This is a genomic window from Patulibacter defluvii, assembly GCF_034096925.1.
GTDB lineage: Bacteria > Actinomycetota > Thermoleophilia > Solirubrobacterales > Solirubrobacteraceae > Patulibacter > Patulibacter defluvii.
Window position 1 is genome coordinate 58257 of the sequence record NZ_JAWZSQ010000009.1, and the last position, 21725, is coordinate 79981.

Consider the following 21725-nt stretch of genomic DNA (forward strand, 5'->3'; position numbering starts at 1 on the left):
GGCCCGTGCGCCGCCTGCTCCTGGTCGCCCCCGACGCCCCGCCCGCCCCGGGCGGGATCGCCCGCTTCCTCGACGGCTGGCTGCGCTGGCTGCCCGACAGCGACTGGTCGGTGCTCTCGTCGACCCCCGGCCCGCCGCAGCACGCCGGCCATCCGGTCCGGCGGCTGCCGCGGGTGCCGCTGCCCGGTCCCGCCGGCGCCGCCGCCGACCGCGCGCTGATCAGCGCCGCCGGCCTGGCCGCAGCCGCCGCCCGGCGGCCGGACGCGGTGGTGATCGGGGTCCAGAGCGCCACGATCCCCGGGCTGCTGGCCCAGCGGCTGCTGGGCGTGCCGGCGGTCTTCCTCGGCTACGGGCGCGAGCTGGGCGCCGACGATCCCTGGACCCGGATCGCCGGCCGGCGGGCGGCGCTGACGGTGACGATCAGCGGCGGCAGCGCCGACGTGCTGCGGGCGGCCGGGGTGCCCGAGCGACGGCTGCTGATCGCGCCGCCGGGGATCGAGCCGCTCGACCGTCCCGCGCCGGCCGCCCCGCCGGACGGGCCGCCGACCGCGATCACCGTCACCCGCCTGGACGCGCCGCACAAGGCGCTCGAGGACGTCGCCGCGGCGGTCCGTCACGCCCGTCGGCGGGTGCCCGACCTGCGCTGGTCGATCGTCGGCAGCGGCGAGCCCTACCCGGCTGCCCGGGCCGCGATCGACGCCGCCGTCGAGGAGGGCTGGGCGACGCTCCACGGACGGGTCGACGACGACGAGCGCGACCGGCTGCTGGAGCAGGCGACGGTCTTCGTCCTCGCCACCAAGCCGCTGGCCGACGGGCGGGTCGGCGAGGGCTTCGGGATTGTCTTCCTGGAGGCGGGCGCCCGCGGCACCCCCTCGGTCGCCCCGGACGCCGACGGGATGCGCGACGCGATCGCCCGCGACCAGGGCGGGCTGCTCGTGGCCCCCGGCGATCCGGCCGCGATGGGCGACGCGATCGCCCGGATCGCGTCCGACCCGGCGCTGCGGTCGCGGCTGTCGACCGGGGCGCGAGCGCACGCCGAGGCCCACGCCTGGCCGACCGTGCTGGCGCCGGTCGCCGCCGCGCTCGACCGGATGATCGCCGGCGACCGGGCGCCGGCGCGAGCAGACATCCCCCGCTGAGTCGCTTGCGCTCCACAAACGTGTCTGCGTAGAGTGCTCGCCATGGGACGGGTGTTCGGGGGGACATCGTCGCGGGTCCGTGCGGGGGCGCTTGCGTCGCTTGCCGTGGCCGCGACCGGCATGCTCGCGGCGGAGCCCGCGAACGCGGCGACGCGTGGCCCAGTCGACCGATTGCTGGGCGCGGTGCTCGCGCCGGTCGGACCGCGCCTGACCGTCGAGACGCTCGACGGTCCGCGACAGGGAGAGCGGCGGACCTGGACGACTGCCTCGTCCGGCGGCCCGGACCTGCGTCCCGGCACCCGTTACCGGATCACGGCAACGGTACCCGGCCAGGCACCGATCGTGCGCGAGACCGCGACGCCGCGGGCGACGACTGCCAGCACAGCCGTGCCCGCGCCGCCGAAGGTCCGGCTGTTGCCGGGCAAGGCCTACCACGACGGCCGCGACCCGGTCCCGCCGCACCAGTACCTGATCCCAACCGCTCTCGACCTCGATCCGCTGTGGGTGGTCTACGAGCAGGCGTTCTGGCTCGTCATCTCCCCCACGAGCATCGGCTCCGGGCTCGTGCCCGAATCGCGCGCCCTCAGCGACGGTCGCTGGACGCCGGCGTCTTGCGGGGACCTCAACGTCTGCTGGTCCCTCCAGCACCCGCGAGGCAACGTGGTCGACGTGATCGAATATCGCCTGCGCGACACGGCCTCCAACACCACCGGACCGTCCAAGTTCGGGGTGCTGGTCTGGCTGCCGCTGCCGTTCACCGCGTTGCTGCCCTGAGCGGACCGTGGGCTCAAGCGGGCGGCGGCCCTGCCGCCCGCGGCGGCTCGCTCGGCGGCATCGGGCCGCCGCTGACCGCCGCGCGGCAGATCGCCGCCACCGCGGCCGCGTAGCGCCCCGGCTCGAACGACGACCGCAGCGCCGTCGCCGCGGCGCCGCCGAGCCGGTCCGCTCGTTCGCGGTCGTCGAGCAGCGCTCCCAGCTCCCGGCCCCACCGCTGCGGCTGGCGGGGCGGGATCAGGAGCCCGTCCTCGCCGTCGCGGATCACCTCCGGCGGCCCGCCGCTGTCGGCCGCGACGACCACGCAGCCGCTCCACATCCCCTCGATCACGGTGCGCCCGAACGGCTCGCTCCACGAGGGCACGAGCAGCACGTCGATCGCCCGCAGCAGCTCCGGCACGTCCTCGCGCTGGCCGAGCAGCCGCACGCGGTCGCCGACCCCCAGCTCTTCCGCCAGCCGCGGCAAGCCGGTGGCGTAGCCGTCGGCGTCGAAGCGGCCCTTGGGGAACATCGCCTCGCCGATCAGGAGCAGCTGCCACGGCCGCGTGGTCGGCATCGCCGCGACCGCCCGGATCGCGTCGTCCTGGGCCTTCTTCGGCGCCAGGTAGGCGATCACCGCGAGCAGCGCGGTCTCGTCGTCGACCCCGAGCCCGGCCCGCACCGCACGCTCGTCGACCGTGGCCGCCTGGGCGAAGCGGGTCCGATCGACCGCGTTGTAGACCACCCGTACCGGAGCCTGGCCGGTCGGCAGCGTCCGCGCCGTCGAGTGGCTGTTGGCGATCACGGCCGCGCAGCGGCGCAGGATCGGCGCGTGCGCCAGCCGTCCGGCCGGACCGGCCGGCAGGTGCTCGCGCGCGTAGCCGACGACCGGGACCGACTGCGGCACGAGCACCGCGGCCAGCGCCGCCCGTGCGGTGTTGCCGACGATCACGTCGATCCGGTCGCGACGGACGATCCGCCGCAGGGCCGCGCCGGCCCGCAGCATCGCGGCGACGCCCCGCGGGGTGTCGATCGGATGCGGACGGAAGCTGACGTCGAAGAGCGGGATCTCGCGGTGGATCGCCCCGACGGCCACGGCCCGCTCGGCGAGCGGGCCGGCCGGTGCCGCCAGCACGACCTCGACGTCGGCCGGCCGGTGCTCGATCGCGGCCAGCAACGACCGCTCGCTCCCGGCGACCACCCCGGTATGGCTGACCCACAACACCCGCATCGGCTACACGTCCCCGTTCGTGACGTGCAGGACGGTGACAGAAAACCAGGCGCGCCGCGGGACCCGTCACTAGCGTTGGGCGATGACATGGGTCAACCGCGCGCGCCGGGTCAGCGCGCTCCTCCTGATCGCCCTCGCCGCGGCTCTCGGCCTGGCCTCGGGCGCCTCCGCTGTCGTCCCCGATCCAGGCGGCGACGCCACCATCGATCAGCCGGTGCCGGTGTCGGGGAAGCTGCTCGGCGTCGCGCTCGGTGCCGATCCCGATCGCACCGGCGGCCAGCTCACCAGCGCGATCGCCGCGATGCAGGCGGCCGGTATCACGCACTACCGCGACAGCATCAGCTGGAACGACTTCCGGGGCTACGTCTCGCCGACCGTTCCGGTCCCGTCGTTCTTCGATCCGGTCACCACTCCGATCGGCACCACCACGGGCGTGCCCGCCGAGCTGATCAGCCTCGACCGCCGCTACACCGCGCTCGTGAGCGCCGGGATCACCCCGGTTTACACCAACACCGGCGCCCCGGTGTGGTCGTCGCGCTACGCCCCGTGCGCGAAGAACGGCACGCTCTGGGCGACGCTGAACTACAGCCTCTGCGCCCAGTGGCTGAGCTACGGCAGCTCCAAGCAGGGCTACCACCCGACCGCGGCCTTCTACCCGCAGTTCCAGCTCTGGGTCAAGGCCGTGGCCCGCCGCTACCCCGCCGCGATCATCGAGGGCTGGAACGAGCCCGACGGCCAGTTCCGCGGCCAGACCACGGCGTGGGGCTGGCAGGGGATCGCCTCGCAGCCCGAGGAGCTGGCCGAGGAGCACTGCCAGCTCTACGCCGCGGTCAAGAGCGTCGACCCGAACCGGATCGTGCTCTCCCCGGCCTTCGGCGACACCGAGGGCACGCCGTGGTACATCCCCGGCTTCACGACCGCGGTCGGCAGCGACCGCACCTGCTGGGACCGCTTCTCGTTGCACGCGTACGTCGGCACGACGATCACCGGCGACGACACGCCGTTGGCACGGCTGTTCCAGATCACCCGCGACGCCCGCAGCGGGATCTCCGACACCACACCGATCTGGGTCACCGAGTTCGGGCTGTCGACCACCGACAAGGCCCACTCGAGCCAGCCGGCGAACAACACCGAGGCCGACCAGAAGGCCGTCGTCCGCGGGCTCTACAACAAGTTCATGGCGATGTCCGACGTCCAGGCCGCGTTCCCGTTCTCGCTCCGCGACAACTGGGACATCGACGCCGGCACGTCGACCTCGCCGAAGTGGGGCTACGGCCTGGCCCGCACCGACTGGACCCCCAAGCTGGCCTTCTGCCACTTCGTGGGCCAGGCGGGCAACACCTACACCGGCTGCTGATCGCCAGCGCCTGACCGGACCCGGGGCGGCACGCGCCGCCCCGGACCGCTCACGGCTTGACCAGCACGCCGACCGCGTCCGAGGGCCCGCGCACGACCAGCGCCGGGTGGACCCCGACCTCGTTGGCGAAGTCGGTGATCGACGGCGTCCAGACGTCGTCGCAGACGAGCAGGCCGCCGGAGGCGATGTGCGGCCAGGCGGCGCGGAACTCCTCGACCTGCGCGCGGTAGGAGTGATCGGCGTCGTGGATCGAGAGCCCGACGGTGCCGGCCTCGGCCAGTGCCTCCGGCAGCAGCCGCCGCGAGGGTCCGAGCCGCAGGTCCCAGCGGTGGCGGACGGCGTCCGGCACCAGCTCGCCGGTGGTGACCTCGGCGTCGCGGATCCCCGGCAGGTCGATGCTGATCAGGCGGCCCGTGCCGACTCGCTCCATCGCCGCCAGCAGCACCGCCGACGTGTAGCCGCGCTGGACGCCGGTCTCGACGACCGTCTCGGGCCGACGCGCCAGCACCGTGGTTCCGACGATCCGCAGCAGCGGGCCGCGCGAGGCGAACGACCCGTCGCCCGCCGCCTGCTCGGGGTGCTCGAGCTGGCCCTCGAGCGCTTCGCGGCCGGCCGCGTCGACGCCCAGCACCTGCTCGATCAGGGTCTCGACCGGCAACGTCAGGTCGGCGAGCGCCTCCAGGTCGAGGGACTTCTCCCCCCGTTCCTTGCGCGTTCGCGCCTGCCGCACCCGCTCGCCGATCCACGTCGGATCGGCGGCGAATCGCCGCGCCACGTCCTTGACCCGTCCCAACCCCGGCATAGGGCCCGCAGTCTACGGGCGCCGGCGACGATCTCCACCTGCGGTCCGTACGATGCGCCCGTGCCCCGGGTCCTGGTCGTCCACGACTTCGCGGAGACCTTCGGCGGAGCCGAACGCGTCACCGCCGAACTGCTGGCCGCGTTCCCCGGGAGCGAGCTGCACGTGATCGCCGGTCGCCAGCAGGTGGCCGAGCAGATCGGCGCCGGCGACCGCTGGCATCCGCTGCTGCCGGCCCGCACCCGGTTGCTGCGCCACTACCGCCTGGGCGCGCCGCTCTACCCCCTGCTCGCGCGCCGCTGGCGACTGCCGGAGGCGGACCTGGTGGTGTCCTCCAGTTACGGCTACGCCCACGGCGCCCAGGCGCCGAACCGCCCGCCCCACCTCTGCTACTGCCACTCGCCGCTGCGCCATGTCTGGAGCGACGCGCACGACTACTCGACCGGGCCGCTGGCCCGACCCGGCGTGCGCCAGGCGTTCGCCGGCTACCAGCGGGCGATCCGGGCGCTCGACCGCCAGGCGGCCGCCGGCGTCGACCGCTTCCTCACCCAGTCCGCCTACACCGGCGACCAGCTGCGCCGCAACTTCGGGATCGAGCCGGCGATCGTCCCGCCGCCGGTCGACGTCGACCGCTTCCGTCCCGCCGACGACGGTGGCCACGACGGGGCCTTCCTCTTCGCCGGGCGGCTGGTCGAGCCGTACAAGCGGCCGGGGATCGTCGTCGAGGCCTTCCGGCGCCTCCCCCACCTGCGGCTGCGGATCGCCGGCGACGGACCGGCCCGGCCGGCGCTCGAGCGGGACGCCCCGCCGAACGTCACCTTCCTCGGCGCGCTGCCCACCGAGGCGGTCGCCGCCGAGATGCGACGGGCCGCCGCCGTGGTCTTCCCGTCGGTCGACGACTACGGGCTGATCCCGGTCGAGGCCGCCGCCTCCGGCCGACCGGTGATCGCGTTCGACGGCGGTGGGGCCCGCCACACGGTCGTCGCGGGCCGCACCGGCGTGTTCTTCGACACGCCCGACGCCGAGGCGCTCGTCGACGCGATCGCCGGCTTCGACCCCGACGCCTGGGATCCGGCCACGATCCGCGCCCACGCCGAGCAGTGGCATCCGCAGGCCTTCCGGCGGGCGATCCGCGGCCACGCCGACGAGCTGCTGCGCGCGAGCGGCCGTCCCGGCCTGCTGCTGGAATGACCGCGCCGGGGCAGCCGCGATCAGCCCGCCGGCCGCTCCAGCACCCAGGTGGTCGGCCCGCCGAGGACGGCGAAGCCGGCTCCGGCCCACGGCTCGAGCCCGGCCAGGTCGGGGTGCGACCACTCGACCTCGACCCGGCCGATCCGCGCGGCGACCGCGGCCGGCACCGCGGCCAGCAGGTCCCGCTCCAGCCCCTCGACGTCCATCTTCAGCACGTCGATCCGGCCCTCGCGCGCCAGCACGTCCTCGAGCAGGGCCGCGATCGCGCGGGTGCGGACGGTGATCCGCTCCGCGGTCTCGACGCCGATCCCCCCGTAGCGGCCGGTCGGCTCGACGCCGAAGCTGACCTCGCCGTCCTCCGCCGCCACCGCGGTCTCGTGGATCGTCACCCGGTCGCCGAACGGAGCCAGGTTGCGGCGCAGGAGCGCCAGATTCTCGGGCACCGGCTCGAAGGCGTGGACCCGCACGTCCGGGTGGCGGGTGAGCGCGAAGACCGAGAAGACCCCGATGTTGGCGCCGATGTCGACCACGACGCGGTCGGTCGTCGCCACCGGATAGACGTCCTCGGCCAGGATCTCGGCGATCGTCGCGTAGTCGTGGACGTGCCGCAGCGCCACCGGTACGCGACCCGTCGGGGTCCGCAGCTGGACCTCGGCCGGCATCGCTCCCCGCCGCAGCAGGTAGCCGCGCAGGACCTGCGGGACCGGACCGGCCACCCGCGGCAGCCGCCGGATCGCCCGCCACCGGCGCGGATCCCGCGCCGCCCTGAGGTACGCCCACCAGGGCCTGCGCCCGAACTCCGCCATGCGCGGCATCGTACTGGCGGCGAGCCGTAGACTCGCGCCGGATGGTCGGGTCCCGTTCGCGCCGCAAGCGCCTCATCGTGATCGGCAGCGGGATCGTCCTGCTCCTGCTGCTGGCGTTCGTCGCTGCCGGCCTGTGGCTGAAGCACCGGGCGCAGGAGGTCCCCGACCACTTCCCCCGGCCGGAGCCCGCGTTCGATGCTCGCCGGGCCCCGTGGCCGCCGAAGTTCGGGGTCAACGCGAACATGGTCGCGGAGGCGCGCGATCCGGCCCTGCTGCGGCGCCAGTTCGACGCGATCGCGGCGGCCGGCCTCGGCTGGGTGCGGATCGGGGCGACGTGGCCCTGGATCCAGCCCCAGGAGGACGGGCCCTACGACTGGTCGCTCCTCGACGAGCCGATCGCGGCGGCCGCCCGGGCCGGCCTCGACGTCGCCCCGGTGATCCAGTTCACGCCCAAGTGGGCCTCGAACCTGCCGGGCTCCGACCGGGCGCTGGCCAAGGACCCCGCCGACAGCGATCGGTTCGTCGTCGCGCTCGTGCGGCGCTACGGCCCCGGCGGCAGCTTCTGGAAGGCCCACCCCGAGCTGCGCGCGCGGCCGGTCCGGGTCTGGGAGCTGTGGAACGAGGAGAACGCCCAGCACTTCTTCGCCGCCATGAGCGGCCGCACGTTCGGGTACCAGGCGGTGCTGATGAGCCGCGCGATCCGGGCCGTCGACCCGCGGGCGCGGCTGGTGCTCGGCGGCCTCGTCGGCACGTTCGAGAGCGCGGGCGACCGGGTCGCGGTCGACCGCTTCCTGCGCGACATGCTCGATGCCCAGCCGTCGCTGACGCGGCTGCTCGACGCGATCGGGCTGCACGTCTACGGGGACGCGGCGAACGTCGGCCGGATCGCCTGCCGCACGCGGGCGCTGCTCGACCAGATCGGCTTCCGCCGCCAGGCGCTGGTCCTGAACGAGTTCGGATCGCTCAGCCAGGGCCCGGGCTCGCTGCCCGAGCGCGAGCGGGGTGCGCTGCTGGCCTCGGTCGTTGCCGGGTTCGCCGACGACCGTGCCTGCGGCGGCGGCGCCGACGTCCGGATGGTCTCGCCCTACACCTGGTGGACGCCCGACGTCGAGTCCGGGAACCTGCGCGAGTTCTGGGGGATCGCCGAGACCGACGGCCGGCTGAAGCCCTCGGGCCGGGCCTACGCCGAGGCGGTCCGCCGCGTCGGCGGTCGCTGAGGCGCAGCGCCCCCGTCCCCCGCCACCGCCAGCAGCCGCGCGGCCTTCAGCTCGGTCTCGCGCCACTCGCCCTCGGGATCGCTGTCCCAGGTGATCCCGCCGCCGGTGCCGAACCGCAGCACTTGCTGCTGGCGCCAGAAGCTGCGGATGCCGACGGCCAGCGAGGCGGTCCGGCGGTCGCCGTCGACCCAGCCGATCGCCCCGCAGTAGGGACCGCGCGGGGTCGGCTCCAGCTCGTCGATCAGCGCCTGTGCGGCGAGCTTCGGCGCGCCGACGATCGAGCCGGCGGGGAAGGTCGCCTCCAGCAGCGCCGGCCAGCCGACCTCCGGCCGCAGCCGTCCCTCGACCGTCGAGACCAGGTGGGCCAGGCCGGGGTGGTGCTCGACGGCGCAGATCGCGGTCGCCCGCACGCTGCCGGGCACGCAGACCCGGCCGAGGTCGTTGCGGACCAGGTCGACGATCATCACGTTCTCGGCCCGGTCCTTGGGCAGGAAGCCGTCGGCGGTCGCGGCCGTGCCCTTGATCGGCCGCGAGACCACCCGCTCGCCGTCGCGGCGCAGGAACAGCTCGGGCGAGGCGCAGGCCACGTCGACCCCCTGCTCGGGCAGGAACACGTGGGCCGCGTGCGGCGCCGGGTGGCCGGCGGTCAGCCGCGCGTGCAGGCCGTGCAGCGTGGTCCCCGCCGCCAGCGGCGCGCGCAGGACCCGGCAGAGGTTGACCTGGTAGACGTCGCCGGCCGCGATCCGCTCGCGGATCTCGGCGACCCGGCCGCGGAACTCGTCCTCCCCCAGGCTCGTCGTCCAGGCCGAGGCCGGCACCGGGGTCCAGGCCGGGTCCTCGTCGCCGGCCGTCCCGGCGGTCTCCAGCGGCTCCCAGCGGGCGAAGCGGGCCGCGGTCAGCCGCCCCTCGTAGTCGAGCACCACCGCCCAGCGGCCGCCCTCGTCGAGTGCCTGCGGGTCGTGGCGAACCTCGACCAGGTCGCGGGCGAGCAGGCCGCCGACGACGGCACGGGGTGGAAGCGGGAACGGCGGCACCGAACCGCCAAGTACACCCGATCGGCGCCCCCGACCGCAGACTCCCAGGGAACTCCCAGCGAACGCTCACCGAGGTCCCGGGCACCGTTCAGGGCCCGTTGACGGGGCGGGAGCAGCATCGTCGGCATGTCCGCGCACCCCGCTCCGCCCCCGCCCCGCCGCGGCCGACGACTCTCGCGCCGGGAGCGACGCCGCCGGATCGCCGCCACCGTCGGGGTCGGCAGCGTCGCCGGCTTCGCCGGGCTGCTCGGCCTGCTCGGCGTCCGCGTCGCCGCCGGGCAGGACCCGGGCCTGGCCCAGGCCGCCCAGGCCGCCGGCACGTCGACCAGCACCACCGCCGCCACCACCGCTCCCGACACGAGCACGGCGACCGGCAGCAGCAGCGACACGGCGACGACCGGCAGCTCGACCAGCAGCGGCACGGCGACCGACAGCGGCTCCGCCGGCCAGCCGGCCGAGACCCCCCTGACCACCCACAGCTCGTGAGCACCGCGACCGCCGGCCTGCGCGTGCGCCTGGCCCCGCCGACCGCGGGCACCCGGCCCGCCGCCAAGGCCCGTCCGGCGACCCGCGTCGACGTGCCGTTCGCAGCCCTCGGCACCCGCTGCCGGGTGGTGATCGAGACCGCGCCCGGCGCCGGCGAGAGCGCGACGGCGGCCCTGGCCCGGGTCCGGCGGCTGCTCGACGAAGCCGACCGCCGGCTCTCGCGCTTCCGATCCGACAGCGACCTGACCCGACTCAACGACGACCCGCGCGAGACGGTCCCCGTCGACCCGCTGCTGCTCGACGCGGTCGCCGCGGCGCTGGGCGCGGCCGAGCGCAGCGACGGCCTGCTCGACCCGACCGTCCTGCCCGCCCTCGTCCGCCACGGCTACGCCCGCAGCCGCCGCGACGCGGTCCCGGTCGGGCTGCTGGCCGCGCTCCGCGACGCGCCCGAGCGGCGCCCGGCGCGCCCCCACCCGGCGGCCCGCTGGCGCGCGATCCGGATCGACCGTCGGGCCGGCACCGTCAGCCGGCCGCCGGGGACGGCGATCGACCTCGGCGCGACCGCGAAGGGCTGGCTGGCCGACCGCTGCGGCGCATTGCTGCACCCGCACGCGCGCTGGGCGGTCGACCTCGGCGGCGACCTGCGGGTGGGAGGCCCGCAGGCCCGCGAGCGGCCCTTCGCGGTCGAGGTCGCCGCCCCGCTGCGCCGCGCGCCGGCCGCCCGCCTGACGCTGCGCGCCGGGGCGGTCGCCACCTCGGGCATCGACCGCCGGCTGTGGCGCGAGCCCGACGGCCGCCCCGCCCACCACCTGATCGATCCGGCCCGCGAGGCCCCGGCCTGGACCGGGCTGCTGACCGTGACCGCGGTCGCGGCGAGCGGCGAGGAGGCCGAGCTGATCGCCGGCAGCACGCTGCTGCGCGGCCCGGCGGCGATCGGCCGGCTGGCGCTCTCCGGCGGCGTCGCGATCGACGAGCACGGCACCGTCCACCGACGAGCGGGCGGCCCGGCCACCCGGCTCCCGTGGCGGTGGTCGGCATGAGCGCCGCGCTCGCCGCCGCCTCGACCGACCCGCTCCAGTACGCCGCCTGGCTGACGGTCCGGGCCTCGGGGATCATCGCCCTGGCCGCGTTGACCCTGACCGTCTGGCTCGGCCTGGCCAGCGCCGGCGGACTGCTCCAGCGGCGCCCGCAGCTGCGCGGGACGGTCTCGATCGTCCACGAGATGCTGGCCCTGGCGGCGCTCGGCGCGCTGGCCGTCCACGGCGTGGCGCTGCTCTTCGACGGCTGGCTGAAGCCGTCGGTGCTGCAGCTGCTGGTGCCGTTCGCGATGCCCCACGCCCCGCTCTGGACCGGGCTCGGCCAGCTGGCCGGCTATGCGGTGCTGCTGCTCGGCCCCAGCTTCTACCTGCGCAAGCGGATCGGGCCGAAGCGCTGGCGCAGCCTCCACCGGTTCACGGTCGTCGCCTTCCTGATGGCGGTCGGGCACGCGATCGGATCGGGGACCGACAGCGGCAGCGCCTGGCTGCTGCTGCCGCTGCTCGGCGGGACGACGGTGGCGCTGGCGCTGCTGGCGATCCGCAGCGCCCGCGGCGGCGGCGCGGCCCCGACCCGCCGCGGCCGCGCCACCGCGCGGGTGTGACGTTCCGGACGATCAGCGACCGGAACGTCGCAGCCGGGCGCGGGCGCGGCGGGGGCCGGCCCGGGCCTCAGCCGGTCAGCTGCTCGAGCTTCTCGTAGAGCGCGGCGACCTCGGCCTTCGCCTGCTCGTGGCGCTTCGTGTTGCGCTCGGTCGCCTCCGGCGTCGCCCAGGCGTCGGGGCCGGCCAGCTCCTCCTCGAGCGCGGCCAGGGCGCCCTCCGCCTGCTCGATCCGGGCCTCGGCCTTCTCGATCTCGCGGCGCTTGTTCTTCGAGAGCGGCTGGAGGTCGGCGACCGCCGTCGCGGCCGGCTTCGCGGGGGCCTTGGCCGCCGGAGCCGGGGCCGAGGCCGAGGCCGATGCGGCCGCCGGCGGGCCGGCCAGCTTCGCCGCCCGCTCGGCCGCCATCCGTTCCTCGCGGACCTGGACGTACTCCTGCCAGCCGCCGAGGTAGCTGTGCAGCTCGCCGTCCTCGACCGCCACGGTGCGGGTGCCGACGACCTCGAGCAGGGCCCGGTCGTGGCTGATCAGGATCATCGACCCGGGGTAGTCGGAGAGCGCGTCCTCGAGCGCCTCGCGGGACTCGATGTCGAGGTGGTTGGTCGGCTCGTCGAGGATCAGGACGTTGGCGCCGGACGCCACCAGCACCGCCAGCCCGAGCCGCTTGTGCTCGCCGCCCGAGAGCCCGGCGAGGTCCTTCTCGGCGTCCTCGCCGCTGAAGAGGAACTTGCCCAGCAGCGAGCGGGCCTCGTTCGGCTTCAGGCCGGTCGCCTTGATGCAGGCCTCGATCACCGTCCGCGCGCCGGGGAAGTGCAGCTCCTCGCCGTGCTGGCTCAGGTAGCCGACCTGGACGTTGTGGCCGGTCCGGATCCGGCCCTCGGCGAGCGGCCGGCGGCCGGCCAGGGTCTCGATCAGGGTCGTCTTGCCGACGCCGTTGGGGCCGACCAGGCAGACGTGCTCGCCGCGCTCCAGCCACAGCTCGGCGTCGGCCAGCAGGATCCGCGCGTCGGGGTCGCTGCGGGTGGTCGTGGCGCCGGTGTTGGGGTCGCTGGTGATCGTCGGCGGCGGCACCTCGACCCGGCCGTGCTCGAGCTCGAAGATGATCCGGCCGGCGCGCTCGGGCTTCTTGAACTGGAAGCCCATCGTGCGGGTGTCCTTCGGATCGCGCGAGATCCGCTCGATCTTGTTCAGCGCCTTGACCCGCGACTGGGCCTGGCGGGCCTTGGTCGCCTTGGCGCTGAAGCGGCGGACGAAGTCCTCCATCCGCGCGATCTCCGCCTCCTGCTTGGCGATCGCCTTGCCGAGCGCCATCTCGCGCGCGGCCTGCTCCTTGCGCCAGTTGTGCCACGAACCGGCGAAGAAGCGGCCGCGGCCGGCCTCGATCTCCAGCACCGAGGTGCCGACGGCCTCCAGGAACCAGCGGTCGTGGGCGACCAGCACGATCGCCGAGTCGAGCTGGACGAGCGTCTTCTCCAGCCACTCCAGTGACTCCAGGTCGAGGTGGTTGGTCGGCTCGTCGAGCAGCAGCAGGTCGGGCTTGGCGCTCAGCGCGCGGGCCAGCGAGGCGCGAGTCAGCTGGCCGCCGGAGAAGGTCTCCAGCTGGCGATCGAGGTCCTCGTCGGAGAACCCGAGGCCGCGGACGATGTCGGCCGCCTCGTCGCGCCAGCGGTAGCCGCCCTTGGCCTCCAGCTCGGTCTGGGCCTTGGCGTAGGCGTCGAAGACGTCGAGGTCGCCCTCGGCCATCCGCTGCTCGTAGTCGCGCAGCGTGGCCTCCAGCTCGACCAGGTCCTGGCGGCCGCTGACCACGTACTCGCGGAGGGTCATCTCGCGCTCGCGCGGGGGACGCTGGTCGTGGAGGATGACCCGCGCGCCCTTCTCGAAGCTGAGCTCGCCGCCGTCCTTGTTCGCCTGGCCGGCGAGGATCCGCAGCAGGGTCGTCTTGCCGGCGCCGTTGCGCCCGGAGAGCGTCATCCGGTCGCGCCGCTCGAGCTTGAAGGAGAGGCCCTCCCAGAGCGGGTTCCCGTTGATGTCCTTCTGCAGGTCGGAGGCGATGAGCACGGCCATGGGCGACGTTCGATGGTACGGGCCCGCGCGCCGAACCGGCTCGCCCCGGGGCGGGACGCGGCCGGCGCCGCGTCCCGCCCGTTCCGCTCAGACCAGGCCCAGCGCGAGCATCGCGTCGGCGACCCGCACGAAGCCGGCGATGTTGGCCCCGGCCACGTAGTCGCCGGGGCAGCCGTATTCCTCCGCCGTCTCGTAACAGGACGCGTGGATGTCGCGCATGATCTGCACCAGCCGCTCCTCGGTGTGCTCGAACGTCCAGCGATCGCGCGACGCGTTCTGCTGCATCTCGAGCGCGCTGGTGGCGACCCCGCCCGCGTTCGCCGCCTTGCCCGGACCGAAGGCGACGCCGGCCTCCTGGAAGACCCGCACCGCGTCGGGCCGGCAGGGCATGTTCGCGCCCTCGCCGACCGCGACCACGCCGCCGGCCACCAGCCGCCGGGCGTCGTCGCCGTCGAGCTCGTTCTGGGTCGCGCAGGGCAGGGCGACCTGGCACGGGATCGCCCAGATCGAGCCGCCGGCCTCGTAGCGGGCGCGGGCGCCGCGGCGCTCGGGGTAGGCCGCCAGCCGCTCGCGCTCGACCTCCTTCAGCTGCTTGACCAGCTCGAGGTCGATCCCGTCGGGGTCGTGGACCACGCCGCCCGAGTCGGAGCAGGCGATCACGCGGCCGCCGAGGTCGTGGATCTTCTCGATCGCGTAGATCGCCACGTTGCCGGCGCCCGAGACGATCACGTCACGGCCCTCCAGCGAGCTGTCACGGGCCCGCAGCATCTCCTGCACGAAGTAGGCGCAGCCGTAGCCGGTCGCCTCGGTCCGCACGCGAGCGCCGCCCCAGGCCAGGCCCTTGCCGGTCAGGACGCCCGACTCGTAGCGGTTGGTGATCCGCTTGTACTGGCCGAAGAGGTAGCCGATCTCGCGCTGGCCGACGCCGATGTCGCCGGCGGGGACGTCGGTGTACTCGCCGATGTGGCGCTGCAGCTCGGTCATGAACGACTGGCAGAAGCGCATCACCTCGGCGTCGCTGCGGCCTTTCGGCGCGAAGTCGGAACCGCCCTTGCCGCCCCCGATCGGCATCCCGGTCAGGCCGTTCTTGAAGACCTGCTCGAAGCCGAGGAACTTGACGATGCTGGCGTTGACCGAGGGGTCGAACCGCAGCCCGCCCTTGTAGGGCCCGAGCGCGCTGTTGAACTCGACGCGGTAGCCGCGGTCGACGTGGACCTCGCCGCGGTCGTCGGTCCAGGGGACCCGGAAGATGATCTGGCGCTCGGGCTCGCAGATCCGTTCCAGCAGCCGCGCCTCGACGTACTCGGGGCGCCGTTCGACGACCGGGGCGACGGTCTCGAGGACCTCGCGGGCCGCCTGGTGGAACTCGTGCTCACCGGGGTTGCGGCGCAGCAGCGTCTCGTAGACGCTCTCCAGCCGCGGACCGAGCGGACGGCCGGTGGGCCGTGCTTCGGTCTGGTTGCCGGGACCCCCACCCAGCGTGGTCGCGACGGTCACGCGGGGCACCCGCTGAGCGCGAAGACGGTGCCGTTGCGGCGCGGCCGCGGGCCGGTTCGCCGGGTCCTGCTCTGGATGGTTCGCATGGCCGAACGCTAGTGGTCGGACGCCGTCGGCGGTCGGCTCCCTCAGGCGGCGGCGGGGGCCGATGGTCGGGGTCGCCCAGCGATCGAACCCGACGGGTCCCGCTGGTAGCGTCGCGCGCGGCGGCGGGGGCCCATCACCCGTCCGTCCGGGGGAGGTCCGGGTCGACGATCCGTCCGTTCGCCGCGCTGCGCGTGCATGGGCCAACCGTTCCCGCCGACCGAGAGCCCAATGGACCTCATCGCCGCGATCCTGCTCTTCCTGTTGAGCCTCGTCGGGCTGCAGCCCAAGCAGCCGACGCCGCCCCCGCCCCCGCCGGCCCCGCTCGGCTACAACCTCGGCCTCGATCCCTCGCGCGACGGCAGCGGGATCCCGAACGGCGTGACGGCGATCCGGGCGAGCGGCGCGACGCTCTTCCGGGACGGGTTCAGCTGGAGCTGGCTGACCGACAGCACGCCCGAGCAGCCGGTGCCGGCCTCGCTGACGCGACCGCTCACCGAGAGCGGCAACGCCGTCGTCGACGAGCTCGACCGCAAGTACCAGGCCCTGACCGAGGCCGGCATTCAACTGGTGATCGCGCCGGTCTACGCGCCGGCCTGGGCGTCGAGCCGTCCGCAGTGCGGCGACCGCGCCTACGAGACGGCGAACCCGGTGATCTGCAACCGCAAGTACCACCCGACGGCCGAGTTCCTGCCGCAGTACCGCGAGGTGATGGCCGCCCTCGCGCGCCGCTACCCCAAGGCCACGTTCGAGGGCTGGAACGAGCCCGACAACGAGGTCCGCTCGAACGTCGCCAACGCGACCACGCCGGAGAAGCTGGCCGACGAGCAGTGCGCGCTCTACGAGGCGGTCAAGTCGGTCGACGGCGCGCGGACCGTGCTCTCGCCGTCGATGTCGGACTACTACGTGTCCGGCTACATCGGCCGCTACCTGACGGCACTGGCCGGCCGCCGCTGCCACGACGCGTTCTCCACCCACCCGTACACCGGGGCCGGCGCCGCCGCGGTCGACGCCGGGATCGACCTGACCCTCAAGCGCGTCCGCACGGCGCTCCAGGCGCACGGCGACAAGAGCCCGATCTGGGCGACCGAGATCGGCTACTCGACCTCGGACGGCTCCCACGACGACGCCACCCAGACGGTCGACCTGCAACGGGCGATCGACCGCCTCCGCGCCCAGCCGGACGTGCGGGCGATCATCGTCCACGCCCTCCGCGACGAGCCGGCGCCGTGGCTCGTCGAGGGCCGCGAGGCCGGCTTCGGACTGCTGCGGACCGACTGGTCACCGAAGCCCGCCTTCTGCGCGCTGGTCGCGCAGGCCAAGGGCAGCTACCCGGGCTGCTGAACGGCAGCCGCGGCCGCCCCGCTCACGGGTGGTGGGCGGGGCGGCGGGCGGTAGGTTCGCGGCGGTTCGACTTGCGCAAGCGCGAGAGGTCCGGTGGTGCGCCGTTACCCGGGGACCGCTCGCACCACGAACTCCCTGCACAGACGGCGCTTCTCCGGCAGCGGTGGGCTGGCGTGGCCCGAGGCGGCCCGTTCTCGTTCGGACCCCTCGCGTGACCCCGAGAAGCCCCTGCAAATGGCGCGCGTATTCTGGTAGCCGTCGCACAGGCCGTTTGGCGGCCTCTTCGTAGAAGCCCGGTCGCGCCGGCAGCAGCCGCGGCCACACCGCCGCGGTCGCACAGGCCGTTTGGCGGCCTCTTCGTAGAAGCCACTACGAGGGCCGATCGGTTCGCCAGATCGCGACCGTCGCACAGGCCGTTTGGCGGCCTCTTCGTAGAAGCATCTTCTTCGCGGCGATGTACGCCGGCGGGCAGCGGCAGTCGCACAGGCCGTTTGGCGGCCTCTTCGTAGAAGCTGGATCGCCATCTACCGGCCCTCCTCGTCGGTCGCGGCCGTCGCACAGGCCGTTTGGCGGCCTCTTCGTAGAAGCTCGGCGGTGTACAAGATCCGGTCCTTGTCGTACCGGTGTCGCACAGGCCGTTTGGCGGCCTCTTCGTAGAAGCATTGCCAGCCAGGGCTAGATCGGGCCGGTGGGCTGCCGTCGCACAGGCCGTTTGGCGGCCTCTTCGTAGAAGCGAGGGGTGCACGGTCACGGTCGAGTGCCGCGAGGTGCAGTCGCACAGGCCGTTTGACGGCCTCTTCGTAGAAGCATGCTCAGCGGCACCGAGTAGGTGATCGTCCCTCGTCGCACAGGCCGTTTGACGGCCTCTTCGTAGAAGCGTCGAGAACCCGTTGGGCACGACCCCCGCTGCGGATCGTCGCACAGGCCGTTTGACGGCCTCTTCGTAGAAGCTTCGACAGCTCGTTGGGCGTCGGCCAGGAAGCCTGGTGTCGCACAGGCCGTTTGACGGCCTCTTCGTAGAAGCGGTCGAGGAGGTCGAGGAGGGTCGCCAGGGCACAGCCGGCGTCGCACAGGCCGTTTGACGGCCTCTTCGTAGAAGCGCCGGACTGCCGGGCAAGATCTTCGGCGCGCTCAAGGTCGCACAGGCCGTTTGACGGCCTCTTCGTAGAAGCACGGACCCGTACGCGGGCGTCACGCTGAAGGTGCAGTCGCACAGGCCGTTTGACGGCCTCTTCGTAGAAGCAAGTCAGCGATCCCGACCAGCGGGGCGATGTACGCCGGGGTCGCACAGGCCGTTTGACGGCCTCTTCGTAGAAGCACGGAGAAGGCCGTCGCCGCGTCGAAGAAGCTGGCGTCGCACAGGCCGTTTGACAGCCTCTTCGTAGAAGCGACCACGACATGACCGCCGGGCGGCATGCCCGGATGTCGCACAGGCCGTTTGACGGCCTCTTCGTAGAAGCCTGTGGGAGCCCGACGACGGCATCCGCCCGGATCTGGTCGCACAGGCCGTTGACGGCCTCGTCGTAGAAGCCAGGTCCAGAACCGGCTCGCAACCGAGCGCTACTTCCTGTCGCGCAGGCCATTGACGGCCTCCCAACAGAAGCTCGATCAGCGACGCCGCCGGTCCCGGTCAGGCGGACGCGGACCCCGAACCCGCGTCTATGAACATCGATGTCTGGTACCGTCGCGACATGCCCGATCGAGCCGCCGATGGACGGATCTGGCGCGGCGTCGCAGTGACCGTGGCGGCGGTGGCCCTAGGCGCTTCGGGGGCGGGGCCTTCCAATCCTGGTGCGGCGATCGCCGCGACGTCGCCGGTCGCCGCCGGCGGCCGCATGAACGAGTCGATCTCGCTGCGGCTGGTGCGCAAGAGCGGCACGACGTTTCGCCACTCCGGCACCGCACGCGGATCGGTTCCCGGTTCGGCGCGGTCGACACTCAAGCTGACCCGACTGTCGTTGAGCGGGACGGCGACGATTCGCAACCGGCGCGGAACGGTGACGATGCGAATCAGCGGTCGTGCTCGCTCCGGTGGGACGCGTTCCCGGTTCGAGGGGACGGCCCGGATCACGGGCGGAAGCGGCGCCTATCGCCGGGCCCGCGGCTCCGCACGTTTCACGGGCATCGTCGACCGGCGCAACTGGGCAGCATCGATGAACGCCAACGGCACGCTCCACTACTAGAACGCCTGCGTTGCGCTGGCTTCCCCTCGTCGTCGCTGCGGCGATGGCCTCCTCGATGCCGGCGCCCGCATCGGCCGCCGCCGGACCGGAGGCCCAGCTGAAGGCGGGGTGGGGCGGCGGCGCGCGCCTCGGCGGACGAGCCCCAGTGCGGCTGCGCCTGCGGATCGCCCCCGAAGGTCCCCCGGTGACCGACGTGCGGCTCTACTTGCCCGTCGGCCTCGACTTCGCCAGCACGAAACTCGGCACCACGACCTGCCAGGTGCCCGAGCGGGACTTCCGCGAGGTGATGCTGGGCTTGGACAGCGCCGGGTCGCCGTGCCCCCGCAACTCGTTGATGGGGACCGGCGAGGCCGCCGCCCGCTTGATCGTGCCCCCACCCGACGACACCGAGCTCGGAACCGCGCGCCTGCGCCTGTACCTCGGACGCGAGCGCGGCACCCTGCCCGGCATGGTCGTCGCCGTTGATTCGTTGAACCCCGTCGTCGCGACGCTGCGCTACCGCGGCTACCTCTCCGAGGCGCCGTCCCCGTTCGGGCTGCGGGTCCGGGTCCTCGTTCCGCCGATCCCCCGCCCGCCGTTCGGGATCACGGTCGCGTTGCGGAGCCTGGACGTGACGATCGGCGGCCGCGACCTGCTCTACGGCGCGCGCCGCCACGGACGCCGGGTCTACTACCAGCCGGGCGGCGTTCGCGTCCCCGACCGGTGCCGCCGCGGAGGGCTCCCGTTCCGCGTCGACGTGCGGTTTGCGGACGGGTCGTTCCGGCGCGCGGCGACGCGTACGCCGTGTCCGCGGTCCCCGCGCCGCTGATCGATCGCCTATGCTGCGCTCTCCAGTCATCGGCGTGTCTGATCTGATGTCGCTCTCCCTCACCAGTCAGCAAGCAGTGGCCCTCGGGCTCCTGGAACAGGAACCGACGTATGCCTTCGACCTGTTCACCCGCCTGCGGAACCTGTCGATCGACCCCGACAACGTGCGGCAATCGACGGTCTACAACACCATCCGCACGCTGGAGAAGCATGCCCTGATCGTTCCGCAGCCCCGGCCGCGGAGCACCGACGGCGACCGCCGACTCAAGATTCCCTACTCGGTGAGCGACCTGGGCCGCTCCGAGCTCGACCGGTGGATGGCGACGCCGCCGGCCAACTACGAGGATCTTCGGTGGCGGATCCGGCTCTGCCGCCCTGACGGCCTGGTCCAGCTGATCCAGTGGGTCACGCTCGCCGAGCGGGAGCTGCTGGCCCGCAACGGCGAGATTGCGGTAACGCCGATCGGCGGCGCCGCGCCGGCCCGTGACGCCTGGGAGACGCTGTGCGGGATGCTCGTCGACTCCCTGGAACGGACCGAGCTGGCGGCCCGCGCCCGTTGGCTGAACGAGGTGCGGGCGGAGCTGGAAGAGCTGCGTCGGCATCCGGCCCGCGGCCGTCGCTGATGCGCGCCCCGCTGTTGTTGGTGGAGGACGTCTCGTGTGGCTTCTGGCGCGGTGATCGCCGCCACGTGGTCCTCGAGGACCTGGCCATGGATCTCCATGCCGGCGAGTTGGGTGCCGTCTGGGGGCCACGCGGCTCCGGCAAGACGACCCTCCTGCGGATCTGCGCTGGACTGCAGCGCCCCGACGAGGGGCGGGTCCTGGTCGACGGCGAGGATCTCGCAAGCTTCACCGCCGGCCAGTACGCCGCCCGGCTGCGCACAACCATCGCGCTCGCGACGCCGCGCCACGGTCCGGAGAGCCACGGCCTCACCGCCGTGCGGTGGGTCACCCTCGGCCTGCTGGACCACGGTGACCGGCGCGGCAACAAGGCGTTGGCCCGACAGGCGCTCGAGCGGGTCGGCGCCGACGGCATTGCCGACCAGCGCTGGAACTCACTCTCCGACGGGGAACGTGCGCTGGTGTCGATCGCTCGGGCCATCGCGCGCCAGCCGCGGCTGTTGCTCGTCGATGACGCCGTCGTTGGCCTGAGCCTGCTGCAACGCGCGGAAGTGCTGGCGCTGCTGCGCTCGATCGCCGGTGAGATCGGGATGGGCGTGCTCGTCACCGGCGCCGACCCGACCGAAGTCCAAGGCATCCGTCGACTCTGGTCGCTCGGCGGCGGCCGTCTCGTCGGCGCCAGCGAGCGCGATCTCGCTCCCGTCGTACCGCTCCGCGAACGCCGCGCGCGATGACCGCCGAGGCGATCGGGCCCACGGCCGCGCCTGCGGTCCTGCGGCTGCGGGAGATCACCAAGGACTACGTCGCCGGCGGCGAGCGCATCCGCGCCGTCGATCGCGTGACGCTCGACATCAGCGGCGGCGAGGTCGTCGCCCTGTTCGGCCCGTCCGGCTCGGGCAAGTCCACGCTGCTGCAGATCTGTGCCGCCGTGCTGCCGCCGGACTCGGGCAGCGTGATCGTCGGCGAGCGGGACATCACCAAGCTGAGCGAGCGAGACGCCGCCAGCTACCGCATGCACGAGCTGGGCTACGTCCGTCAGCAGATCGACCTCCTCGAAGGCGCCACCGCTGTGGAGAACGCCGCGCTTCGGCTCTACGGTGCTGGTCTCAGCCGCCGCGAAGCCCACCGCAAGGTCCTGCCGCTCCTGGACACCCTTGGCCTCGCGAAGCGGTTCAAGCACCGACCGGACCAGCTCTCGATGGGCGAGCGCCAGCGGGTCATGATCGCCAGGGCCCTCTCCACCGAGCCGCGGGTGCTCCTCGCCGACGAGCCGACCGGGGCACTCGACAGCCAGCGCAAGAGCGAGGTGCTTGCGCTCCTTCGCGACCTGACCCGGGCGCACGACATCGCGACGTTGCTGGTCACCCACGATGCGCATGCCCTGGACTACGCCGACCGTGCGTTCGTCCTCGAAGACGGTGCGCTGCAGGCGCACCCGGACGCGCCGACCCCATCAGGCCCGCGGTGAGTCACGCGGGT

At 73.8% G+C, this 21725-nt stretch carries 20 protein-coding genes and 1 CRISPR repeat array; of the genes, 14 read left to right on the top strand and 6 right to left on the bottom strand.

Going from position 1 to position 21725, the window contains the following annotated elements:
• Positions 1-5 precede the first annotated feature (5 nt).
• Positions 6-1139, top strand: coding sequence for a glycosyltransferase family 4 protein (locus SH587_RS11480; RefSeq protein WP_320670751.1), 1134 nt, complete (start codon positions 6-8; stop codon positions 1137-1139).
• A gap of 42 nt (positions 1140-1181) precedes the next feature.
• Positions 1182-1913, top strand: coding sequence for a hypothetical protein (locus SH587_RS11485; protein ID WP_320670752.1), 732 nt, complete (start codon positions 1182-1184; stop codon positions 1911-1913).
• A 13-nt stretch (positions 1914-1926) separates the two neighbouring features.
• Here SH587_RS11485 and SH587_RS11490 read toward each other — a convergent pair whose 3' ends face one another.
• Complete coding sequence (locus SH587_RS11490; RefSeq protein ID WP_320670753.1) at positions 1927-3123, bottom strand: glycosyltransferase family 4 protein; 1197 nt, start codon at positions 3121-3123, stop codon at positions 1927-1929.
• 82 nt (positions 3124-3205) lie between these two features.
• Here SH587_RS11490 and SH587_RS11495 point away from each other — a divergent pair, with 82 nt between their 5' ends.
• Entirely contained in the window at positions 3206-4480 is a 1275-nt protein-coding gene (locus SH587_RS11495; protein WP_320670754.1) for a glycosyl hydrolase, read from the top strand.
• Between the two features lie 49 nt (positions 4481-4529).
• Here the strand turns inward: SH587_RS11495 and SH587_RS11500 are convergent, their stop codons facing one another.
• Positions 4530-5282: a class I SAM-dependent methyltransferase gene (locus SH587_RS11500; RefSeq protein ID WP_320670755.1), complete on the bottom strand. Its 753-nt coding sequence runs from the start codon at positions 5280-5282 to the stop codon at positions 4530-4532.
• A 60-nt stretch (positions 5283-5342) separates the two neighbouring features.
• Here SH587_RS11500 and SH587_RS11505 point away from each other — a divergent pair, with 60 nt between their 5' ends.
• Positions 5343-6470, top strand: a complete 1128-nt coding sequence (locus SH587_RS11505; protein WP_320670756.1) for a glycosyltransferase — start codon at positions 5343-5345, stop codon at positions 6468-6470.
• Positions 6471-6490: 20 nt separating this feature from the next.
• Here SH587_RS11505 and SH587_RS11510 read toward each other — a convergent pair whose 3' ends face one another.
• Positions 6491-7276: an FkbM family methyltransferase gene (locus SH587_RS11510; RefSeq protein ID WP_320670757.1), complete on the bottom strand. Its 786-nt coding sequence runs from the start codon at positions 7274-7276 to the stop codon at positions 6491-6493.
• A gap of 41 nt (positions 7277-7317) precedes the next feature.
• Here SH587_RS11510 and SH587_RS11515 point away from each other — a divergent pair, with 41 nt between their 5' ends.
• Positions 7318-8493 carry a glycoside hydrolase 5 family protein gene (locus tag SH587_RS11515; RefSeq protein ID WP_320670758.1) on the top strand — a complete coding sequence of 392 codons (1176 nt, stop codon included), beginning with the start codon at positions 7318-7320 and terminating at the stop codon, positions 8491-8493.
• Here the strand turns inward: SH587_RS11515 and SH587_RS11520 are convergent.
• Positions 8457-9527: a chorismate-binding protein gene (locus SH587_RS11520; RefSeq protein ID WP_320670759.1), complete on the bottom strand. Its 1071-nt coding sequence runs from the start codon at positions 9525-9527 to the stop codon at positions 8457-8459. The genes SH587_RS11515 and SH587_RS11520 overlap by 37 nt on opposite strands.
• 126 nt (positions 9528-9653) lie before the next feature.
• Between SH587_RS11520 and SH587_RS11525 the strand changes: the two genes are divergently transcribed.
• From SH587_RS11525 to SH587_RS11535, 3 genes are read left to right on the top strand one after another with little or no spacing between them, the layout of a single operon-like run.
• Positions 9654-10013 carry a hypothetical protein gene (locus SH587_RS11525; protein WP_320670760.1) on the top strand — a complete coding sequence of 120 codons (360 nt, stop codon included), beginning with the start codon at positions 9654-9656 and terminating at the stop codon, positions 10011-10013.
• Entirely contained in the window at positions 10010-11053 is a 1044-nt protein-coding gene (locus SH587_RS11530; RefSeq protein WP_320670761.1) for an FAD:protein FMN transferase, read from the top strand. Before SH587_RS11525 ends, SH587_RS11530 begins: the two co-directional genes overlap by 4 nt.
• Positions 11050-11652 (top strand): ferric reductase-like transmembrane domain-containing protein, encoded by a 603-nt coding sequence (locus SH587_RS11535; RefSeq protein WP_320670762.1) that lies wholly within the window; start codon positions 11050-11052, stop codon positions 11650-11652. The genes SH587_RS11530 and SH587_RS11535 overlap by 4 nt, the downstream gene beginning before the upstream one ends.
• Before the next feature lie 67 nt (positions 11653-11719).
• Here SH587_RS11535 and abc-f read toward each other — a convergent pair whose 3' ends face one another.
• The gene (gene abc-f, locus SH587_RS11540; protein ID WP_320670763.1) at positions 11720-13711 is read right to left on the bottom strand and encodes a ribosomal protection-like ABC-F family protein; all 1992 of its coding nucleotides are present in this window, start codon (positions 13709-13711) and stop codon (positions 11720-11722) included.
• Positions 13712-13798: 87 nt separating this feature from the next.
• On the bottom strand, positions 13799-15127 hold the full coding sequence (gene gdhA / locus SH587_RS11545; RefSeq protein WP_320670843.1) for an NADP-specific glutamate dehydrogenase: 1329 nt from the start codon (positions 15125-15127) through the stop codon (positions 13799-13801).
• 396 nt (positions 15128-15523) lie between these two features.
• On the opposite strand from gdhA, the gene SH587_RS11550 reads away from it, so the two are divergent.
• From SH587_RS11550 to SH587_RS11575, 6 genes are all read left to right on the top strand, one after another.
• On the top strand, positions 15524-16636 hold the full coding sequence (locus SH587_RS11550; protein ID WP_320670764.1) for a glycosyl hydrolase: 1113 nt from the start codon (positions 15524-15526) through the stop codon (positions 16634-16636).
• Between the two features lie 257 nt (positions 16637-16893).
• Positions 16894-18096: a CRISPR direct-repeat array (repeat unit 36 nt; unit sequence GTCGCACAGGCCGTTTGGCGGCCTCTTCGTAGAAGC).
• Positions 18097-18327: 231 nt separating this feature from the next.
• Complete coding sequence (locus SH587_RS11555; RefSeq protein ID WP_320670765.1) at positions 18328-18819, top strand: hypothetical protein; 492 nt, start codon at positions 18328-18330, stop codon at positions 18817-18819.
• A 10-nt stretch (positions 18820-18829) separates the two neighbouring features.
• Entirely contained in the window at positions 18830-19627 is a 798-nt protein-coding gene (locus SH587_RS11560) for a hypothetical protein (protein ID WP_320670766.1), read from the top strand.
• 46 nt (positions 19628-19673) lie between these two features.
• Positions 19674-20249, top strand: coding sequence for a PadR family transcriptional regulator (locus SH587_RS11565; RefSeq protein ID WP_320670767.1), 576 nt, complete (start codon positions 19674-19676; stop codon positions 20247-20249).
• Positions 20249-20980 (top strand): ATP-binding cassette domain-containing protein, encoded by a 732-nt coding sequence (locus SH587_RS11570; RefSeq protein WP_320670768.1) that lies wholly within the window; start codon positions 20249-20251, stop codon positions 20978-20980. The genes SH587_RS11565 and SH587_RS11570 overlap by 1 nt, the downstream gene beginning before the upstream one ends.
• Positions 20977-21714: an ABC transporter ATP-binding protein gene (locus SH587_RS11575; RefSeq protein ID WP_320670769.1), complete on the top strand. Its 738-nt coding sequence runs from the start codon at positions 20977-20979 to the stop codon at positions 21712-21714. Before SH587_RS11570 ends, SH587_RS11575 begins: the two co-directional genes overlap by 4 nt.
• Positions 21715-21725: the final 11 nt, after the last annotated feature.